This is a genomic window from Bacillus sp. AFS040349, from assembly GCF_002577655.1.
GTDB lineage: Bacteria > Bacillota > Bacilli > Bacillales > Bacillaceae > Metabacillus.
In genome coordinates this window covers 25,087-44,046 of record NZ_NUMC01000008.1, presented here as the reverse complement: position 1 = coordinate 44,046, position 18,960 = coordinate 25,087, and the positions used below count along the sequence as shown (strand labels likewise).

The 18,960-nt window shown below is 35.6% G+C and carries 17 protein-coding genes and 1 pseudogene; all 18 read left to right on the top strand.

Annotated elements, in window-relative coordinates:
* Positions 1-124: 124 nt before the first annotated feature.
* Positions 125-1,386 (top strand): annotated as a pseudogene (locus COD11_RS02130) (ubiquitin-like domain-containing protein); the annotation flags it as partial.
* Between the two features lie 194 nt (positions 1,387-1,580).
* A complete protein-coding gene (gene rnmV, locus COD11_RS02125) occupies positions 1,581-2,138 on the top strand; it encodes a ribonuclease M5 (protein WP_098795108.1) in 558 nt (185 codons plus the stop codon).
* Positions 2,138-3,016, top strand: coding sequence for a 16S rRNA (adenine(1518)-N(6)/adenine(1519)-N(6))-dimethyltransferase RsmA (gene rsmA / locus COD11_RS02120; protein ID WP_098795107.1), 879 nt, complete (start codon positions 2,138-2,140; stop codon positions 3,014-3,016). Before rnmV ends, rsmA begins: the two co-directional genes overlap by 1 nt.
* 222 nt (positions 3,017-3,238) lie before the next feature.
* Positions 3,239-4,120: a sporulation peptidase YabG gene (yabG, locus tag COD11_RS02115; RefSeq protein ID WP_098795106.1), complete on the top strand. Its 882-nt coding sequence runs from the start codon at positions 3,239-3,241 to the stop codon at positions 4,118-4,120.
* A 428-nt stretch (positions 4,121-4,548) separates the two neighbouring features.
* Positions 4,549-4,818: a biofilm formation stimulator Veg gene (veg, locus tag COD11_RS02110; protein ID WP_026562427.1), complete on the top strand. Its 270-nt coding sequence runs from the start codon at positions 4,549-4,551 to the stop codon at positions 4,816-4,818.
* A 154-nt stretch (positions 4,819-4,972) separates the two neighbouring features.
* Positions 4,973-5,164, top strand: coding sequence for a small, acid-soluble spore protein, alpha/beta type (locus tag COD11_RS02105; protein WP_098795105.1), 192 nt, complete (start codon positions 4,973-4,975; stop codon positions 5,162-5,164).
* Positions 5,165-5,412: 248 nt separating this feature from the next.
* Positions 5,413-6,282 carry a 4-(cytidine 5'-diphospho)-2-C-methyl-D-erythritol kinase gene (gene ispE, locus COD11_RS02100; protein ID WP_098795104.1) on the top strand — a complete coding sequence of 290 codons (870 nt, stop codon included), beginning with the start codon at positions 5,413-5,415 and terminating at the stop codon, positions 6,280-6,282.
* Positions 6,283-6,341: 59 nt separating this feature from the next.
* Entirely contained in the window at positions 6,342-7,202 is an 861-nt protein-coding gene (gene purR, locus COD11_RS02095; protein WP_098795103.1) for a pur operon repressor, read from the top strand.
* Entirely contained in the window at positions 7,189-7,563 is a 375-nt protein-coding gene (locus tag COD11_RS02090; protein WP_098795102.1) for a RidA family protein, read from the top strand. Before purR ends, COD11_RS02090 begins: the two co-directional genes overlap by 14 nt.
* A 300-nt stretch (positions 7,564-7,863) precedes the next feature.
* Positions 7,864-8,154 carry a septation regulator SpoVG gene (gene spoVG, locus COD11_RS02085; RefSeq protein ID WP_026562422.1) on the top strand — a complete coding sequence of 97 codons (291 nt, stop codon included), beginning with the start codon at positions 7,864-7,866 and terminating at the stop codon, positions 8,152-8,154.
* Positions 8,155-8,452: 298 nt separating this feature from the next.
* Complete coding sequence (gene glmU / locus COD11_RS02080; RefSeq protein ID WP_098795101.1) at positions 8,453-9,829, top strand: bifunctional UDP-N-acetylglucosamine diphosphorylase/glucosamine-1-phosphate N-acetyltransferase GlmU; 1,377 nt, start codon at positions 8,453-8,455, stop codon at positions 9,827-9,829.
* 19 nt (positions 9,830-9,848) lie between these two features.
* Complete coding sequence (locus tag COD11_RS02075; RefSeq protein WP_098795100.1) at positions 9,849-10,802, top strand: ribose-phosphate diphosphokinase; 954 nt, start codon at positions 9,849-9,851, stop codon at positions 10,800-10,802.
* A 299-nt stretch (positions 10,803-11,101) separates the two neighbouring features.
* Positions 11,102-11,728, top strand: coding sequence for a 50S ribosomal protein L25/general stress protein Ctc (locus COD11_RS02070; protein WP_098795099.1), 627 nt, complete (start codon positions 11,102-11,104; stop codon positions 11,726-11,728).
* A 204-nt stretch (positions 11,729-11,932) separates the two neighbouring features.
* Positions 11,933-12,490 carry an aminoacyl-tRNA hydrolase gene (gene pth, locus COD11_RS02065; RefSeq protein WP_098795098.1) on the top strand — a complete coding sequence of 186 codons (558 nt, stop codon included), beginning with the start codon at positions 11,933-11,935 and terminating at the stop codon, positions 12,488-12,490.
* A gap of 101 nt (positions 12,491-12,591) precedes the next feature.
* A complete protein-coding gene (gene fin / locus COD11_RS02060; RefSeq protein WP_098795097.1) occupies positions 12,592-12,822 on the top strand; it encodes an anti-sigma-F factor Fin in 231 nt (76 codons plus the stop codon).
* A 150-nt stretch (positions 12,823-12,972) separates the two neighbouring features.
* Positions 12,973-16,500, top strand: a complete 3,528-nt coding sequence (gene mfd, locus COD11_RS02055; protein WP_098795096.1) for a transcription-repair coupling factor — start codon at positions 12,973-12,975, stop codon at positions 16,498-16,500.
* A gap of 244 nt (positions 16,501-16,744) precedes the next feature.
* Positions 16,745-17,281, top strand: a complete 537-nt coding sequence (spoVT, locus tag COD11_RS02050; protein ID WP_098795095.1) for a stage V sporulation protein T — start codon at positions 16,745-16,747, stop codon at positions 17,279-17,281.
* Between the two features lie 97 nt (positions 17,282-17,378).
* Positions 17,379-18,950, top strand: a complete 1,572-nt coding sequence (locus tag COD11_RS02045; RefSeq protein ID WP_098795094.1) for a putative polysaccharide biosynthesis protein — start codon at positions 17,379-17,381, stop codon at positions 18,948-18,950.
* Positions 18,951-18,960 lie beyond the last annotated feature (10 nt).

The window sequence follows — 18,960 nt, the reverse complement described above, 5'->3', positions numbered from 1 at the left end:
AAATCAATAAGTTCTACATGTCTATTTTTCCTCATAGTATATCTTTGTCGATAACTCTTGCTTCACTTTTTCCATAATTTTAAGCATAATTATGAATACGTTGAAAAAATGAGACAACGTCTGAAGGGTTGACAAGAAGAAAGATACTCTATATAATCCACGAGGGAGAAGGAGGCGGTTTTCATTTTAAGCAAAAATGTAAAAAAGCTGTTTTCCGAGAAAGTGTTAAAAAACAAATTTGTCCTATCCGCTACTAGTTTACTAGTATTGGGAACCGGTACTGCATTTGGTACATACGAGATGACGAAAGAAACAGTCTTACTTACCGTAAACGGTAAAGAGGAGAGAGTTCGTACTCATGCAGAAACTGTAAATGATTTGCTAGAAGAAAGAGATATAGATACAAGGAAAGAAGATGACATATTACCTTCAGTCGATCAAAAGATTAAAGATAATATGGAAATCACCTATAAAGCAGCAAAGCCAATTAAAGTTGCAATGGGTGATGAACGAAGGACAATTTGGACAACAGCGGATACAGTAAAAGAACTGATACAGCAAGAAAACCTGGATGTCACAGAGCATGATCAAATTAAACCAGCTTTAGATACAGTAATAGAAAGCGATTTGTCATTAACAATTGATAAAGCATTTCAGATTACACTAAATGTTGGCGGAGAAAAACAACAAGTATGGACGACTTCGACTACTGTCGCTGACTTTTTAAAAAATCAAAACGTTACATTAAATGAATTAGATAAAGTTGAACCGGCTCTGACAGATGAAGTAACTGAAAAGAGAGATATTACGGTTACACGGGTAGAAAAAGTCACCGATGTAGTGGAAGAACCAATAGCCTTTGATGTTGTAACTAAAAAAGATAACAACATAGAAAAAGGAAGTCAGAAAGTGCTTGAGTCCGGTAAAGAAGGAAAGCAAGAGAAACACTTTGAAGTTACTTTGGAAAATGGAAAAGAAATATCCAGGAAACTACTTAAAACAGAGAAAATCCAAGAAAGCGAAGATCGTGTGGTTGCTTTAGGTACAAAGGTAGTGCAACAAACAAGCACTGTATCTCGTGGAAATGATTCTGTTGCAAGGGAATTTTATGTAACTTCAACAGCATATACAGCAAGCTGTAATGGTTGTTCAGGTACAACAGCTACAGGTATTAATTTACGTGCCAATCCTAACGCTAAGGTTATTGCAGTTGATCCTAATGTGATTCCATTGGGAACTAAGGTTTACGTCGAAGGCTATGGATATGCAGTTGCTGGAGATACAGGTTCCGCTATTAAAGGGAATAAAATTGATGTATTCTTCCCTTCAAAATCAGCTGCCTATCGATGGGGTTCGAAGAGAGTAAAAATTAAAATTTTAGAATAGATCATAACAGAGGATGTTTAGTCCTCTGTTTTTTATTTATTTTCCATTACTAAACGGTAAACCTTTTGTTCAAACTCTGAGCATTGTATACTGTTTATATTCTCTTTAGGTAAGAATAGATAATAAGAATGAAGTTCTTCACTACATAAGACGTAATAAAAGTGAAAAAAGTTTCAAGTTTTTTGGAGGAAATAATGAAAATAAAAGAAATTATTGTTGTTGAAGGAAAAGATGATACAACAGCTATTAAGCGGGCAGTTGATGCCGATACAATAGAAACGAATGGCTCATCTATTGGAGATGCTGTCATTGAGCAAATAAAGCTCGCACAACAAACAAGAGGCGTTATTTTATTTACAGATCCAGATTTTCCGGGGGAAAAAATTAGAAAAACGATAGCGGAGCTTGTACCAGGGTGTAAACATGCGTTTTTACCTAAGAGTCAAGCGAGACCAAAGCGAGGAAAGGGCATTGGAGTAGAACACGCTTCCATCGATGCCATTCAACAGGCACTTGAATCTGTGAAGGAAGAGATGACAGAGTTTGTGAGTGAGATTGAGTTTGAGGATTTATTAGATGCAGGCTTAATAGGCGGGAATCAAGCAAAAGATCGAAGAGAAAGACTAGGGATACTATTAAAAATTGGATATACAAATGGAAAGCAACTTCATAAAAGGCTGCAGATGTTTCAAATCAGTAGAGTGGAATTCATTCATGCAGTAAAGAAGATTCTACAGGAGGAAACTAAATAATGATAAAAGATATCGCAACTCCAGTAAGAACAAAAGCCATCTTAGAAAAGTATGGATTTTCTTTTAAAAAAAGCTTAGGTCAAAATTTCTTAATTGAACCAAATGTACTTTCAAGAATTGTAGATCATGCTAATGTTACAGACAAAACAGGGGTTATAGAGATAGGTCCGGGAATTGGTGCATTAACTGAGCAGCTTGCAAGAAGAGCTAAGAAGGTTGTAGCCTTTGAGATAGACAGGCGCCTTCTTCCAATCCTAAATGAAACATTAAGCCCTTATGAAAATATAACAGTTATTCATCAGGATGTATTGGAAGCTGATTTGAAAAAAGCAATTGAAGAAAATTTCAGCGATTGTGAAGAGATTATGGTTGTGGCAAATCTCCCTTACTATGTAACAACTCCAATCATTATGAAATTGCTAGAAGATAAGCTACCTCTTAAGGGAATTGTCGTTATGCTTCAAAAGGAAGTAGCAGACAGAATATCAGCTGCTCCATCAACAAAAGAATATGGATCGCTTTCGATTGCTGTTCAATACTATACAGAGGCTAAAACAGTTATGACAGTGCCTAAGACAGTGTTTGTTCCGCAACCTAATGTAGATTCAGCTATTATCCGGTTATTAGTAAGGGACAAGCCTACTGTAGAAGTGGAAGATGAAGATTTCTTTTTCAAAATTGTAAGAGCGAGTTTTGCACAACGAAGAAAAACTCTTTTAAATAACCTTGTTCATTTTATTCCAAATGGCAAGGAATTAAAAGCAAAGATCGAAGAAACTTTGGAGCACGTTGAGGTTGATGGAAAAAGAAGAGGAGAGTCTCTTTCTATTGAAGAATTCGCCAAATTAAGTGATGCATTAGCAAAGGTTGTAAAATAAATGAAAAGCAGAAGATCCAGGCAACATAAGTCTTGATCTTCTGCTTTTTTCTTTGCTTATATCCCCATGATATAAATCACCAAAAGCAAAAAACTACATAGGCTAGAAAAGGATACATTTTATACATGGTAAAAGATTACTTAAGGTGTATAAGAGATCTTGATGCCTGATTAACGAGTAAGTAAAAGTGTTCAGGTGAATCATTCATTGGAGTGATATAACATGCAAGTAAAAATTGGAGATGTTGTAGTAAGAAAATCTTATAACTTTGATTTGTTATTTAGAGTGATTGATGTCATTTCATCTGCTTCAGGAGAGCAGATTGCAATTTTACATGGTGATGAAGTGAGATTAATAGCTGATGCTGACTGTAGTGATTTAGTTCTTGTAGATGAGACAGAGAGAAATTCCCGAAAGCAGAGAGAAAAAGAACGAATTGATCAATCTTATCATTTATTTAGGCAGGATTATCAGCTTCTGAGGGAAAAGCAGGAATACTATGCAACATCCAGCTATAGCCATAATGAAGAGTTTTTCCATATGCCGGGAAGAGTCCTCCATGTTGATGGAGATCCACTTTACTTACAAAAGTGCTTGGCTTTATACGAGAAGATTGGTGTACCGGTTAATGGTGTTCACCTTAATGAAAAAGAGATGCCGGAAAAAATCACAGATCTCCTATTAAAATACCGACCTGATATATTGGTTGTAACCGGACATGATGCATACTCAAAACATAAGGGAAACATTGACGATATTAATGCCTATAGACATTCTAAGCATTTTGTTCAAACTGTTCGTAATGCAAGAAATAAGGTACCACACCTTGATCAGCTTGTAATCTTTGCCGGGGCATGTCAGTCTCACTTTGAATCTTTGATACGTGCAGGAGCTAATTTTGCAAGCTCTCCTTCAAGAGTAAACATTCATGCACTAGATCCTGTTTATATTGTAGCAAAAATAAGCTTTACGCCTTTTGTTGAAAGAATAAATGTATGGGAAGTTCTTCGTAACACATTAACAAGGGAAAAAGGTCTTGGTGGTGTGGAAACAAGAGGAGTTTTAAGAACAGGAATGCCGTATAGAAAGCCAACAACACAATAAACTTGCGCCGCTTACGTATCATATGTAAGTGGCTTTTTCTATTTCTGTAAAAAATCCTGTTATTTGGCTTCAATGCGGTTTTTAGGGAGATTGAAAGGATGAATACTTAAGAAGTTTTTTGATAAAATTCTATAAGATTTTTAATGGAGGTCATTATTTGATATTCAGTATTTTTCAAGATTTTTATATAAAAATAACCCGTACACAGAGAGAAATGAGATAAAATATGAACGTTTGAAAAGTAATTTATAAAAAACATTCATTTTCATACATAAAAGAGGGAATGTTTGTTCAAACTAACAATAACAAAGTGAGAATTTTGTTGAAAACATTTTATTGACAGTAGTGAAAAATTACTGTTATAATTTTAATTTTATTTGACTTACATAGGCGGAAGGTTGTATAATCATATTAGTGAGGTGGATGCAATGGGAAAAACTCTAACGGATATTAAAAAGTCCTTGGATGGTAATCTTGGCAGACGACTAACTCTTAAAGCTAATGGTGGTCGTAGAAAAACGATAGAACGCTGTGGTGTGCTAGCAGAAACCTATCCATCTGTCTTTGTTATTGAGCTTGATCAAGATGAAAATTCATTTGAACGAGTATCTTACAGCTATGCCGATGTATTAACCGAAACAGTGCAATTAACATTTTTTGAAGATACAACAGGTTCGTTTGCAGTTAGTGGACAGTAGACATCAATGTTTACTGTTTTTTCTTTTGTCTAAAAGTGATCTTATTAACGTCTTCATTACATATATCTTTTGTTTTATGAAAATAATAAATAATGCCGCAGTACTATCTCTTTCTTTTACATTCCAAGCTTATCCTTTGAAAGGTGTGGTCGACATGGGCAGACGTCGTCGTGGAATGATGTCGGAAGACTTTAAATATGAGTTAGCAAAAGACTTAGGTTTTTACGATACAGTAAAAGAAGAAGGCTGGGGAGCTATTCGTTCACGTGATGCTGGTAATATGGTAAAACGTGCTATTGAATTAGCACAACAACAGCTTGCCCAACAAAATAATGTAAATCAGTAATGATAGCGGCGGGGCTGGCTAAAATTACTCACTTATTCAGTTTGATAAGTGAGGTTTTGGTCAGCCCTTTCTTTCTATATGTAAAATTCACTATAAATTCAAGCATTTTTGAATTAGTGACATAATCGTGGTCAATGATAGTGAAAACTGTTTCAATTCAACTGGAATTGTCGAAAAAGGCAATACAATACCTGCTTTTGTGGTACAATGTTGATACAATTTTTAGATCGTTTAAGTAGGTGATGACAATGCGTGTATTAGAAAAAGCACCAGCGAAAATAAATTTGTCACTTGATGTACTAAAGAAACGTGACGATGGCTTCCATGAAGTTAAAATGATTATGACAACAATAGATTTAGCTGATCGGGTTGAACTGATTGACCTACCATACAATGAAATTCGAATTGTATCACATAATCGTTTTGTGCCAGACGATCAAAGGAACTTAGCCTATCAAGCTGCACGACTTTTGAAGGAGCGTTATCAAGTTAATAGAGGAGTTTCTATATCTATAACAAAAACAATTCCTGTTGCAGCAGGGTTAGCTGGTGGAAGCAGTGATGCTGCAGCAACTTTACGTGGCTTAAATAAGCTTTGGAATCTTGGGCTGACTCTTGATGAATTGGCTACACTTGGTGCGGAAATTGGTTCTGATGTATCATTCTGTGTATACGGAGGAACTGCGTTAGCAACAGGTAGAGGAGAGATTATTCATCATATAGATCCACCTCCACATTGCTGGGTGGTGTTAGCGAAACCAACGATAGGGGTTTCAACAGCTGATGTTTATAAGAATTTAAATCTTCAACAACTAAAGCATCCTAATGTTGAGGGAATGATTGAGGCGTTACATAAGAATGACTATAATCAAATTTGTACACTTATGGGAAATGTATTAGAAACTGTTACTTTACGAATGCATCCAGAGGTGGCCAACATAAAAGATCAAATGAAAAGGTTTGGCGCAGATGCAGTATTAATGAGTGGAAGCGGACCAACAGTCTTTGGCTTGGTTCAATATGAATCACGTTTGCCACGAGTTTACAATGGATTAAGGGGTTTTTGTGATCAGGTTTTTGCTGTAAGAATGCTTGGTGAACGAAACATCCTTGATTAAATACGGATATTAAGTTATATTTACAATAATAATATTCGGATTTTGGAGGTTGCCAGTTCATGAAATTTCGTCGTAGTGGTCGACTTGTTGATATGACAAACTACTTGCTTCATCATCCACATTCTTTAGTGCCGTTAACCCATTTTTCTGAAAAGTATCAATCTGCTAAATCCTCTATAAGTGAAGACTTAACCATTATTAAAGAAACTTTTGAGCAGCAAGGAATAGGAACGTTGTTAACAGTTCCTGGTGCAGCAGGTGGAGTCAAATTCATACCAAAGGTTGCGATAAGTGAAGCAAAGCAATTTATTGAAGAACTTTGTGAATTTATTGCAAAACCTGAGAGGCTACTTCCGGGTGGATACTTATACTTAACTGATTTATTAGGCACTCCTTCAATTGTTAATAAAATAGGCCGGCTTTTTGCAACTGTTTTTAGTAACAGGAAGATCGATGTTGTTATGACTGTTGCAACAAAAGGGATTCCGTTGGCTTATGCAGTAGCAGCACAACTGGATGTACCGGTGGTTATTGTAAGAAAAGACAGTAAGGTAACAGAAGGATCAACTGTAAGTATTAATTATGTTTCAGGCTCATCTAAGCGTATTCAAACTATGCTGCTAGCAAAACGAAGCTTAAAAGAGGGATCTAATGTATTAATTATAGATGACTTCATGAAAGCTGGAGGCACCATAAATGGGATGGTAAGCCTTCTTGAGGAATTTAAGGCAAAGGTAGCAGGGATCGGTGTTTTAGTCGAGACTGAGGGCGTTGAAGAGCGGTTGGTGGATCAATATGTTTCACTGGTAAAATTAGCTGATGTCGACGTTCGTGAACGAAATATCCAAGTAACAGATGGGAGTTACTTCCAAATTGTTAAGGAAGAAAAGATTGGAGAGGATTTCAATGAGAACAGTTAGTACAAGCAAAGCACCAGCAGCAATTGGACCATATTCACAAGGAATTATTGTTAATAACGTATTCTACAGCTCAGGTCAAATACCGTTAACAGCTGAAGGAGAAATGGTGACAGGTGATGTTGTTGAACAAACACATCAAGTGTTTCAAAATCTAAAGGCTGTACTTGAAGAAGCAGGAGCTTCTTTAGAAACTGTTATTAAAGCAACAGTCTTTCTTCAGGATATGAATTCATTTGTCCCGTTTAATGAAGTTTACGGTCAATACTTCTCAGAACATAAACCAGCCCGTTCATGTGTCGAAGTAGCAAGACTACCTAAAGATTCTTTAGTTGAAATAGAAGTTATTGCGTTAATTAAATAATGTCTTTTGCCAATCACATACTGTGGTTGGTTTTTTTGTTTTAACAATAGTGAATAGGTTCTATCAACAAAGATGATTGGAGAGGAAATAACAGGGTCAACTACTAAGATGTCGATTAAAATTTCTTTATAAAATTGGTATTTTAATTTCTGTTAAGGAGTAAATTGTTGATTTTCACTATTTTTTGTCAATAAATTTGACCAAAAATAAAAAAAATTTCAAAATAAGGAAGGAATAATAAAAAAAACGTTGAATTAAGTAACTAAAGTTTTTCATATGGGGGAAAAGGTGGTGAACAGAATGGAAGTTACAGACGTAAGATTACGCCGCGTAAATACCGAAGGACGTATGAGAGCAATTGCCTCTATTACGTTAGATCATGAGTTTGTTGTACATGATATTCGCGTAATTGATGGCAATAACGGGCTCTTTGTTGCGATGCCAAGTAAGCGCACTCCTGACGGTGAATTCAGAGATATTGCACACCCTATTAATTCTAGTACACGCGGAAAAATTCAAGATGCTGTATTAGCAGAATATCATCGTTTAGGTGAGTTAGAAGTAGAATTTGAAGAAGCAGGTGCTTCATAAAATAAAGATAAGAACTTTGCCTAATTGGGCAAAGTTCTTTTTATTTTGCCATTATAATAAGTAAAGAACAACCAACCTCTCCATTATTCCACTCCCATCTACTTTTCTGACTTTTTAAAAATAATGAACTTTCCTGTCACAAACGTGCGAAAAGGAAAACTTATGCTAAAATTAGAAATATCGTGTACTTTTTTTTGTTGTCTTGAAATAGGACTTATTTTAAGATATATTTTTTATGGATAAAAAGGTGTACTATTATAAACATTCTATAGATTACTTCTAATTGGGGGCCTAAATAATGGATAATCGGTATGCAGTAATTCTAGCTGCAGGTCAAGGCACAAGAATGAAATCTTCTTTATATAAAGTATTACATCCTGTTTGTGGAAAGCCTATGGTTCAGCATGTTTTAGATCAAGTGTCACAACTAACTTTATCTAAAACTGTAACGGTTGTTGGTCACGGAGCAGAAAAGGTACAATCTCAGTTAGGTGACAAAACGGAATATGCTTTACAAGGTGAACAGTTAGGAACGGCTCACGCTGTTATGCAGGCTGCTCCATTTTTAGAAAATGAAGAAGGAACAACCATCGTTATTTGTGGTGATACACCCTTAATAACATCAGAAACAATGTCTGCTCTTTTGTCACACCATCATGAGTCAGAGGCAAAGGCAACAATTTTGACAGCTAAAGCGGAAGACCCAACTGGATATGGGCGTATAGTTCGCAACGATAAGGGAACTGTAGAAAAGATAGTTGAACATAAAGATGCGAGTGATGTAGAAAGAGAAATAACAGAAATAAATACCGGTACATATTGCTTTGATAATAAGGAATTATTTAAAGCTTTAAGTCATGTATCAAACGATAATGTTCAAGGAGAATATTATCTTCCAGATGTGATTGAGATTCTACAAAAAGAAGGAAAAATTGTTTCTGCTTATCAAACTTCTTCTTTTGATGAAACATTAGGTGTAAATGACCGAATTGCATTATCACAAGCAGAAAAAATTATGAAGCAACGGATTAATAAAGACCATATGAAAAACGGAGTAACAATTATAGATCCTGATTCAACATATATCTCTGCTGAGGCATCTATTGGTAAAGATACAATGATTTATCCCGGAACGATGATTATTGGAGAAACGGTTATTGGTGAAGATTGTATCATCGGACCAAATACAGAAATAAAAGACTGCCACATTAACAATGCAACAACAATTAAGCATTCGGTTGCTCACGATAGTGAAATAGGTGCTTCCGTTTCAATTGGTCCTTTCGCTCATATACGTCCACTTTCAACAATATCTGATGAAGTGAAAATTGGTAATTTCGTTGAAGTGAAAAAATCTAAAATGGGCAAAGGCAGCAAAGCATCACATTTAAGCTATATAGGTGATGCAGAGGTAGGTGCAGACGTAAATCTTGGATGTGGTTCAATAACTGTTAACTACGATGGTAAAAATAAATATCTAACGAAAATAGAAGACGGTGCATTCATTGGCTGTAACTCAAACCTAATTGCCCCTGTTACGATTGGAAAAGGTGCATATGTTGCGGCAGGTTCCACAGTAACAAATGATGTACCGGAAAAAGCATTGTCAGTTGCACGGTCAAGACAAGTAAATAAAGAGAATTATGTAGACCGATTAAATAATAAAAATTCCTAATGGAGGTTTTCACTTTACCATGTCAAATCGCTATGGAGATTCTAATTTAAAAATATTTGCACTCAATTCCAACCCGGCCCTCGCAAAAGAAATAGCGGATATTGTTGGTGTTGATTTAGGTAAAAGCTCTGTTACCCGTTTTAGTGATGGAGAAATTCAAATAAATATTGAAGAAAGTATCCGTGGTTGTGATGTATATGTTATTCAATCAACAAGTGATCCTGTAAATGAGCACTTAATGGAATTGTTAATTATGATTGATGCCTTAAAGCGTGCATCAGCAAAAACAATTAACATTGTTATCCCTTACTATGGTTATGCGAGACAAGATCGTAAGGCAAGAGCAAGGGAGCCAATTACAGCTAAGCTTGTAGCGAATCTTTTAGAGACTGCCGGTTCTACTCGTGTTATCACACTGGATCTTCATGCACCACAGATTCAAGGATTCTTTGATATTCCGATTGATCATCTAATGGGGGTACCAATTTTAGGTGAGTATTTCTTAGGAAAGAATCTAGAGGATATTGTCATTGTTTCTCCTGATCATGGTGGCGTGACAAGAACTCGTAAATTAGCTGATAAACTAAAAGCTCCAATTGCGATTATTGACAAAAGACGTCCAAGACCAAATGTGGCAGAAGTGATGAACATTGTAGGTAATATTGAAGGTAAAACGGCAATTTTGATTGACGATATTATCGATACAGCTGGTACTATTACATTAGCTGCCAATGCACTAGAAGAAAACGGTGCAAAAGAAGTTTATGCTTGCTGTACCCACCCTGTCCTATCAGGGCCTGCTATTGAGCGTATTGCTAACTCAAAAATAAAAGAATTAGTTGTAACAAACTCAATTCTACTGCCTGAAGAAAAAAGAATTGATAAACTTGTTGAACTTTCAGTAGCACCTTTAATTGGAGAAGCGATTATTCGTGTTCATGAAAAGCAATCAGTAAGTTTACTTTTTGATTAATTGAACTAAAACCTATTCAAGTCATTATGATTTGGGTAGGTTTTTTTTATTGCTGTAAATTATAGAATGCATCAACTATAGATACCGCTTTGACATCCAGCTCCAGGCGCCATCGGTTCGAGGTCATAATTCAACTAGGAATTGAAGGTACATATTCCTAGTTGAATTATGCATTTCGCAGATAGGCAGGCGCCTTGGGCTTTTGTATTTATCGACAAGTTTTTGCAAAAAATGTTTATACCTTTCACATTATGGGCAAACAATATATAAGAACGAATTTCGTTAGGAAGGTGTAAACTATGACAACACTACAAGCAGTTAAAAGAACTGAATTCACTAACTCAGCAAAAAGAAAGGTACGTGAATCAGGGCAAATTCCAGCAATCATTTATGGTAAAAAAGTTGAAAGCAAGCCAGTAGCTTTAGATAGCATTGAACTTATTAAAACATTACGAGAAGAAGGAAAAAATACAGTTATTCATTTAGATGTAGATGGCTCATCACATGCTGTTATGTTGTATGATATGCAAACAGATCCTTTAAAGAATGAAATTGTACATGCTGATTTTCATATAGTGGACATGCAGGCAGACGTAGAGGTAGAAGTACCTCTTCATTTAACCGGTGAAGCTCAAGGAGTAAAGGATGGCGGCGTTCTTCAACAATCCTTACATGAAGTAACAATAAGTGCAAAACCAGGACAAATTCCACAAACAATTGATGTTGATATTGCTAATTTAGCTGTAAATGACGCCCTTTATATAAAGGACTTAACATCAAGCGGTCAATATCAATTTGTTCAGGATGAGGAACAGGTTGTTGCATCAATTTTACCTCCTCAGCAGGAAGAGGAAATTGATAGTGGTGAAGAACAAGAACCTGGAACTCCTACAAATGAAGAAGGCCGAGAGCACAACGAGGAATAAAAACGAGTTAGCTTAGGTGCAAATAAAGTCTAAAAGTGTCAGTTTTTCATCCTTTATATCGACTTAAAGGAAAATGGAAAGCTGGCACTTTACTTTTGTTCAGAGAATGAATATGCTAAATAAGATGAATAGATAAAATGTTAGTGAAAATTAAGAACACTAGAAATTGAAATAGATGATTTGATGTGGGTTAGGAGGGTATATATGAAACTCATCGTCGGACTAGGTAATCCGGGTAGGCAGTATGAAAATACAAGACATAATGTAGGATTTAAAGTAATTGACCAACTTTCTGAAGATTTATCGATCCCTCTTGATCGCCAAAAGTATAATGGCATTTATGGAATAGGACATATTTCAGGAGAGAAAGTCATATTATTAAAACCACTCACCTACATGAATTTATCTGGAGAATGTATACGGCCCTTAATGGATTTTTACGATATGGATGTTGAAGATTTAGTTGTGATATATGACGATCTAGATTTACCTGTTGGTAAAATTCGACTGCGAGCCAAAGGAAGTGCTGGTGGTCATAATGGAATAAAATCGATGATTCAACACTTGGGAACCCAAGAATTCAACAGAGTTCGAGTTGGTATTGACCGACCAACAACTGGAATGAAGATTTCAGATTATGTGCTTGGTCAATTTACGGAGGCTGATTTGCAAGGCATTAATGAGGCAATCAGTTACTCTGCAAAAGCATGTGAAAGCTGGATTCAACAATCATTTGTTCAAGTGATGAATGAGTATAATTAGTTGAACGATAACGTGATGGGTGTTTTTAGCCTTTATCATGTATAACCTCCTGAACGAAGGTCCATACTATCAATAAAAACATACCTTTCAGGAGGCTAAACATGGCTTTGCATTATTATTGTAGACACTGTGGTGTGAAGGTTGGAAGCCTTGATAATCAATCACTTTCTAGTCAGCAGCTAGGATTTGATTCTTTAACAAATGACGAACGTCAAGAAATGATTACCTACGAACAAAATGGAGATATGCATGTTAAAACAATTTGCGAGGACTGCCAGGATGCACTACATAGAAACCCTGATCTTCACCAGGTGGATAATTTGATTCAGTAAGGGCTTTGGGTGATACCCAAGGCATTTTTCTGTTTTGATGTGGTGAGTCCTCATTTCAACATGTCTATTGTAAAGTACTTTACCATTTATGATTAAAATCAAACATACTACAGTTAAACTTAATTGATCAATTGAGAGGGGGGCTCTAGCTTGAATAGTTTGCAGCAATATTTTTATCATAATGATGATTTTAAAACCGTTGTATCTGGTATTGAAGAGGGATTAAAAGAACAGCTTGTTGCGGGCCTATCCGGTTCGGCAAGGACTGTTTTTACAGCATCACTGTATCATGAACTAAATAAGTCAATCTTGATTGTGACACATAACCTTTTCCAAGCTCAAAAAGTCTATGAGGATTTGTTAAACCTAATTAAAGAGGATGTGTACCTATATCCAGTTAATGATTTAATAGCATCAGAGGTAGCTATTGCTAGCCCTGAATTAAAATCACAAAGAATAGAAGTTCTTAACCGACTGTCAGAGGGTAAACAATCTATTGTAGTTGTACCAGTAGCTGGTGTTAGGCGATTGATTCCTCCAAAACAGCTATGGAAGCAAAAGCAATTCAAATTATCATTAGGACAAGATATTGACCTTGACCACTATATTCAAGATTTTATTTCATTAGGATATGAGAGAGTAGACATGGTCAGCTCTCCTGGAGAATTTAGTGTTCGTGGTGGAATTATTGATATTTATCCTTTAACAGAAGAAAATGCAGTTCGAATCGAACTATTTGATACTGAAATTGACTCTATTCGGTCTTTCAATATAGATGATCAAAGATCAGTAGAAATGTTAAAAACCATAACGATTGGGCCTGCTGTTGAAATACTAATAGATGCAGAAGCAAGAAATCGAAGCATAGAAGGTATTGAAGCCGGCTTAGCAAAGAATTTAAAAAAGCTAAAAAATGAGCAACAGAAGGAAATGCTTCTTGAGCATATTCAATATGATTTGGAGCGATTACGAAATAACCAATTTAGTCATGATCTATTTAAGTATTCTTCTCTCCTATATGAGCAGCCTACTAGTTTACTAGATTATTTTCCTACTGATTCAATCGTAATTTTGGATGAGATCAGTAGAATTCACGAAACATATGATCAATTAGAACGGGAAGAGGCAGAGTGGTTTACCGGTTTACTTGAGGAAGGAAAAATTATACAGGAAATAAAGGTTTCACATTCGTATATGGATGTTATGGCAAAAAGTAAACATCCCTCTATCTATCTTTCTCTTTTCTTAAGACATGTACCACATACAAGTCCACAAAATATATTAAATATATCTTGTAAACAAATGCAAAATTTCCATGGTCAGATGCATGTTTTAAAGAATGAACTTGAACGCTTTCAAAAATCTCAATATTCTGTTGTGTTTTTAGGCGTAAATGAGGAAAGAACAAAGAAGCTTGAGGATGTATTAGAGGACTATGAAATTCAGGCAAAGATATTGGGGCAAAACGATCCCTTAATTGCTGGTCAAATTTCAGTTGTTCAAGGAGATTTACAAACAGGATTTGAACTACCAATGCAAAAGCTTGCTGTCATTACGGAGGAAGAGCTTTTTAAGAAACGTGTAAAAAAACAGGTTAGAAGGCAAAAGCTTTCGAATGCAGAGCGAATAAAAAGCTATTCAGAACTAGAAGTTGGCGATTATGTTGTCCATGTTAATCATGGGATTGGTAAATATCTTGGTATTGAAACACTTGAAATAAACGGGATTCACAAAGATTATTTAAATATAAGATATCAGGGCAGTGACCAGCTCTATGTACCAGTTGAACAGATTGATCAAGTGCAAAAATATGTTGGTTCTGAAGGCAAGGAGCCTAAGATTTACAAGCTTGGAGGAAATGACTGGCGCAGGGTTAAGAAGAAGGTTGAGTCTTCGGTCCAAGATATTGCAGATGATTTAATTAAATTATATGCTGAACGTGAAGCGAGTGAAGGATATGCATTCTCACCAGATGGTGAAATGCAGAAAGAGTTTGAATTAGCCTTTCCATATCAAGAAACAGAAGATCAGATGCGTTCCATTCAAGAAATTAAGAAGGATATGGAACGTCTTCGTCCAATGGATCGCCTTTTATGTGGAGATGTTGGATATGGAAAAACAGAGGTTGCGATACGTGCAGCATTTAAAGCTATTACAGATGGTAAACAAGTTGCATTGCTAGTTCCAACGACGATTTTAGCTCAACAACACTATGAAACCGTTAGAGAGCGTTTTCAGGACTATCCTATTAATGTTGGTCTCTTAAGTCGCTTTAGATCTAGAAAAGAGATTACAGAAACAACAAAGGGATTAGGTAATGGAACTGTTGATATGGTCATTGGGACACATCGCCTTCTGTCAAAAGATATAAAATATAAGGACCTGGGATTGTTAATTATTGATGAAGAGCAACGTTTCGGTGTTACACATAAGGAAAAGATAAAACAATTAAAGGCGAATGTGGATGTGCTTACGTTAACAGCAACTCCAATTCCAAGAACCTTACACATGTCCATGCTAGGAGTAAGGGATTTATCTGTTATTGAAACGCCACCAGAAAATCGTTTTCCGGTTCAAACATATGTTGTTGAATATAATGGTGCACTTGTTCGAGAATCAATTGAAAGAGAAATGTCTCGTGGAGGTCAAGTTTTCTTTCTATATAACCGGGTAGAGGATATTGAAAGAAAAGCAGAGGAAATTTCTATGCTAGTACCTGATGCCAGAGTCACATATGCACACGGGAAAATGACTGAAAATGAATTAGAATCTGTTATGTTAAGCTTCCTTGAGGGAGAATATGATGTGTTAGTAAGCACAACTATTATTGAAACAGGTGTTGATATTCCTAACGTTAACACGCTCATTGTTAATGATGCAGATAAGATGGGACTATCACAGCTTTATCAGCTGAGAGGACGAGTAGGTCGATCCAACCGGGTAGCTTATGCGTATTTTACGTATCGAAAAGATAAGGTGCTTACAGAAGTTGCTGAAAAAAGGTTACAAGCTATTAAAGAATTTACCGAGTTAGGTTCAGGCTTTAAGATTGCAATGAGGGACCTTTCTATCAGGGGAGCAGGGAATCTTTTAGGGGCTCAACAGCATGGCTTCATTGATTCTGTTGGTTTTGATTTGTATTCACAAATGCTGAAAGAAGCTATTGAAGAAAGACAAACAGATAAACCAAAACAAAAAGCAATAGATGTTGAAATTGATCTTCAAGTTGATGCATATTTACCTGAATCATATATTACAGATGGTCGTCAAAAAATCGATATGTATAAACGCTTTAGATCAATTACTGAATTACAAGAGCTTGAAGAGTTGCAAGAAGAAATGATTGATCGATTTGGAGAATATCCAGTTGAGGTTGATTATCTTTTCCAAATTGCAAAATTGAAGGTCTTTGCTATTCAGGAACGAGTTGAGTTAATTAAGCAAGATAAAGAAGTCATCACAATTCTCATAGAAGAAGAAGCCAGCAATTTAATTGATGGTCAAAAACTATTTGATTTAAGTAATAAATATCAACGAATTGTTGGTTTAGGAATGGAAGGCAGTAAATTAAAGCTAACAGTTAATACAAAAGGATTAGCTGTTGAGAAATGGCTTGGTATTACGACCGAACTTTTAAATGGATTATCTCAAGTGAAAAAAGAAGAAATTCTCCAATAAAACAGGTTTAATAAATGTTCATAAAGGATATTATTAATAGTTGCTTATCACTTTTATCTTAAAAAATCCGGTAAAGGATGTATATTACTCGAATGGTGAAGGATACTATTTTTAACAAACGATGATTGTTACATAGAAAAAAGCTCCTGTTTAATAAGAGGTTTTAATTATTATTTATTTTGTATGCAGGCAGGATCAACAATCGTCAATTTCCTATCATCCGATGAAAGTGAGGCAACGTAAGATGAAAGCAACTGGTATTGTTCGTCGCATTGATGATTTAGGTCGCGTAGTAATTCCAAAGGAAATTCGTAGGACATTACGAATTCGTGAAGGAGATCCATTAGAAATATTTGTGGATCGTGATGGTGAGGTAATTTTAAAGAAATATTCACCAATCAGTGAACTTAGCGACTTTTCTAAGGAATATGCAGATGCTATTTATGATAGTTTAGGTCATCCGGTTTTAATCTGTGATAGAGACACATTCATTGCTGTATCCGGTGGTTCAAAAAAGGAATACCTTAATAAGAACATCGGTGAAGTTATCGAGCAAGTTATGGAGGAAAGAAACTCTGTTTTAAAAGCAGATGCTGGAGAAATTCAGGTTGTAGAAGGATTAAATGAAGATATTAAATCATATACGATTGGACCCATTGTGGCCAATGGTGATCCAATTGGAGCAGTCATTATTCTTTCCAAAGAGCAATCAATTGGTGAGGTTGAGCATAAGGCTGTAGAAACAGCAGCAGGATTCTTAGCTCGCCAAATGGAACAATAAGCTAGAAAAGGGGTGGCAATATGCCACCCCTTTTACTTTATTAAGAAGGCTATTCAAATATGCTATAATCGGATAGAGGATTTGGAGAGGAGACGGAATGAATAGTCAGAAAAACCATATGAACAAAGCCATGCAAGGTGCAATGATTTTGACTTTAGCGGGCTTGCTTACAAAAATCTTCAGTGCGGCTTACCGAGTCCCTTATCAAAATATCGTCGGGGATATTGGTTTTTATATTTATCAACAAGTGTATCCCTTTTATGGTATGAGTGTTATTTTAGCAACTTCCGGTTTTCCGGTAATGATCTCAAAGGTAATGAGTGATTATGGATATGGTCATTCTATAAAGGTCCGATCAAAAATAATGACAATTACTCTCTTGTACCTTATTGCCTTTGGCATGACTTTATCCATTTTCTTATACATATTATCAGCGCCTCTATCCATTTTTATGGGAGATATACATTTAGAACCATTGATTCAATTAGCTGCTGTTTCGTTTTTAATCGTTCCTTTTGTTTCATTGTTACGAGGACAGTTTCAAGCTGATCAAAACATGAATCCAACAGCTACTTCTCAAGTGGTTGAACAAGGCATTAGAGTAACCTTTATTTTATTAAGCTCATACTTTTTAATTAGAGAAGGCTTTGATTTATATATTGTAGGTCAAGGTGCTATCCTTTCTTCCATTATTGGCAGCTTAGCTGGGTTATTAATACTAATTTATATTTGGGTGAAAAAGGGTTACCGATTTAGTTGGAACCTTACTGCTCCTGTTTCAACCTGGAAAGTCATAAAAACATTACTTACATATAGCTTAACAATTGGAATAAGTAGTTTATTGCTTATCCTCATTCAGTTAATAGATGCTTTAAATTTGTATTCTCTCTTAGTAAATGGAGGTATGGAGGAAGAAGCCGCGAAGACATTAAAGGGTGTATATGACAGAGGACAGCCTTTAATACAATTAGGAACCGTAGTAGCTACTTCGTTTGCTTTATCTTTAGTACCGGCAATTGCCAATGCTAAGGCTAATAATGATGAAGGATTTATCCGTGAAAAATTAAGGCTTTCATTAAAGTTATGCTTTGTTATAGGCGCAGGTGCCTCTGGAGGATTAATTGTCTTAATGAAGTCTATTAATACAATGTTGTTCAGAAATCCATCAGGTACTGAAGTTTTAATGATTCTGAGCGGCTCCGTTTTGTTTACATCCATATGCTTAACTTTATTTGCAATCTTACAAGGATTAGGACATACATTCGTTCCAGCCATTGCTGTTGTTGTTGGAGCTGGAATAAAATTTATTGGTAATGAGCTATTAATACAATATTTCGGAATTACCGGAGCAGCAATATCTACATTGATAGCTTATATGTTTATATCAATTATTATGATGTTTTATTTAATAAGTAAGGGGTATTCCTTTAGGGGGAATAAGAGCTTATATAAAATAGGTCTATCCTTAATTGTTATGCTTGGAGTATTGTTTCTAACTCTAGAAATAAATAGTTATATCAATATTCATAGTCGGACTTATTCAACTATAACTGCTTTAATAGGAGTAGTAATTGGTGCCTTTTTTTATGGGATAGCAATTATTAAATGCAATGTCTTTACGAAAGAGGAAATGCAAAGTATCCCGGTTATAAATAAAATTATAAAATAGAGAGGTACAT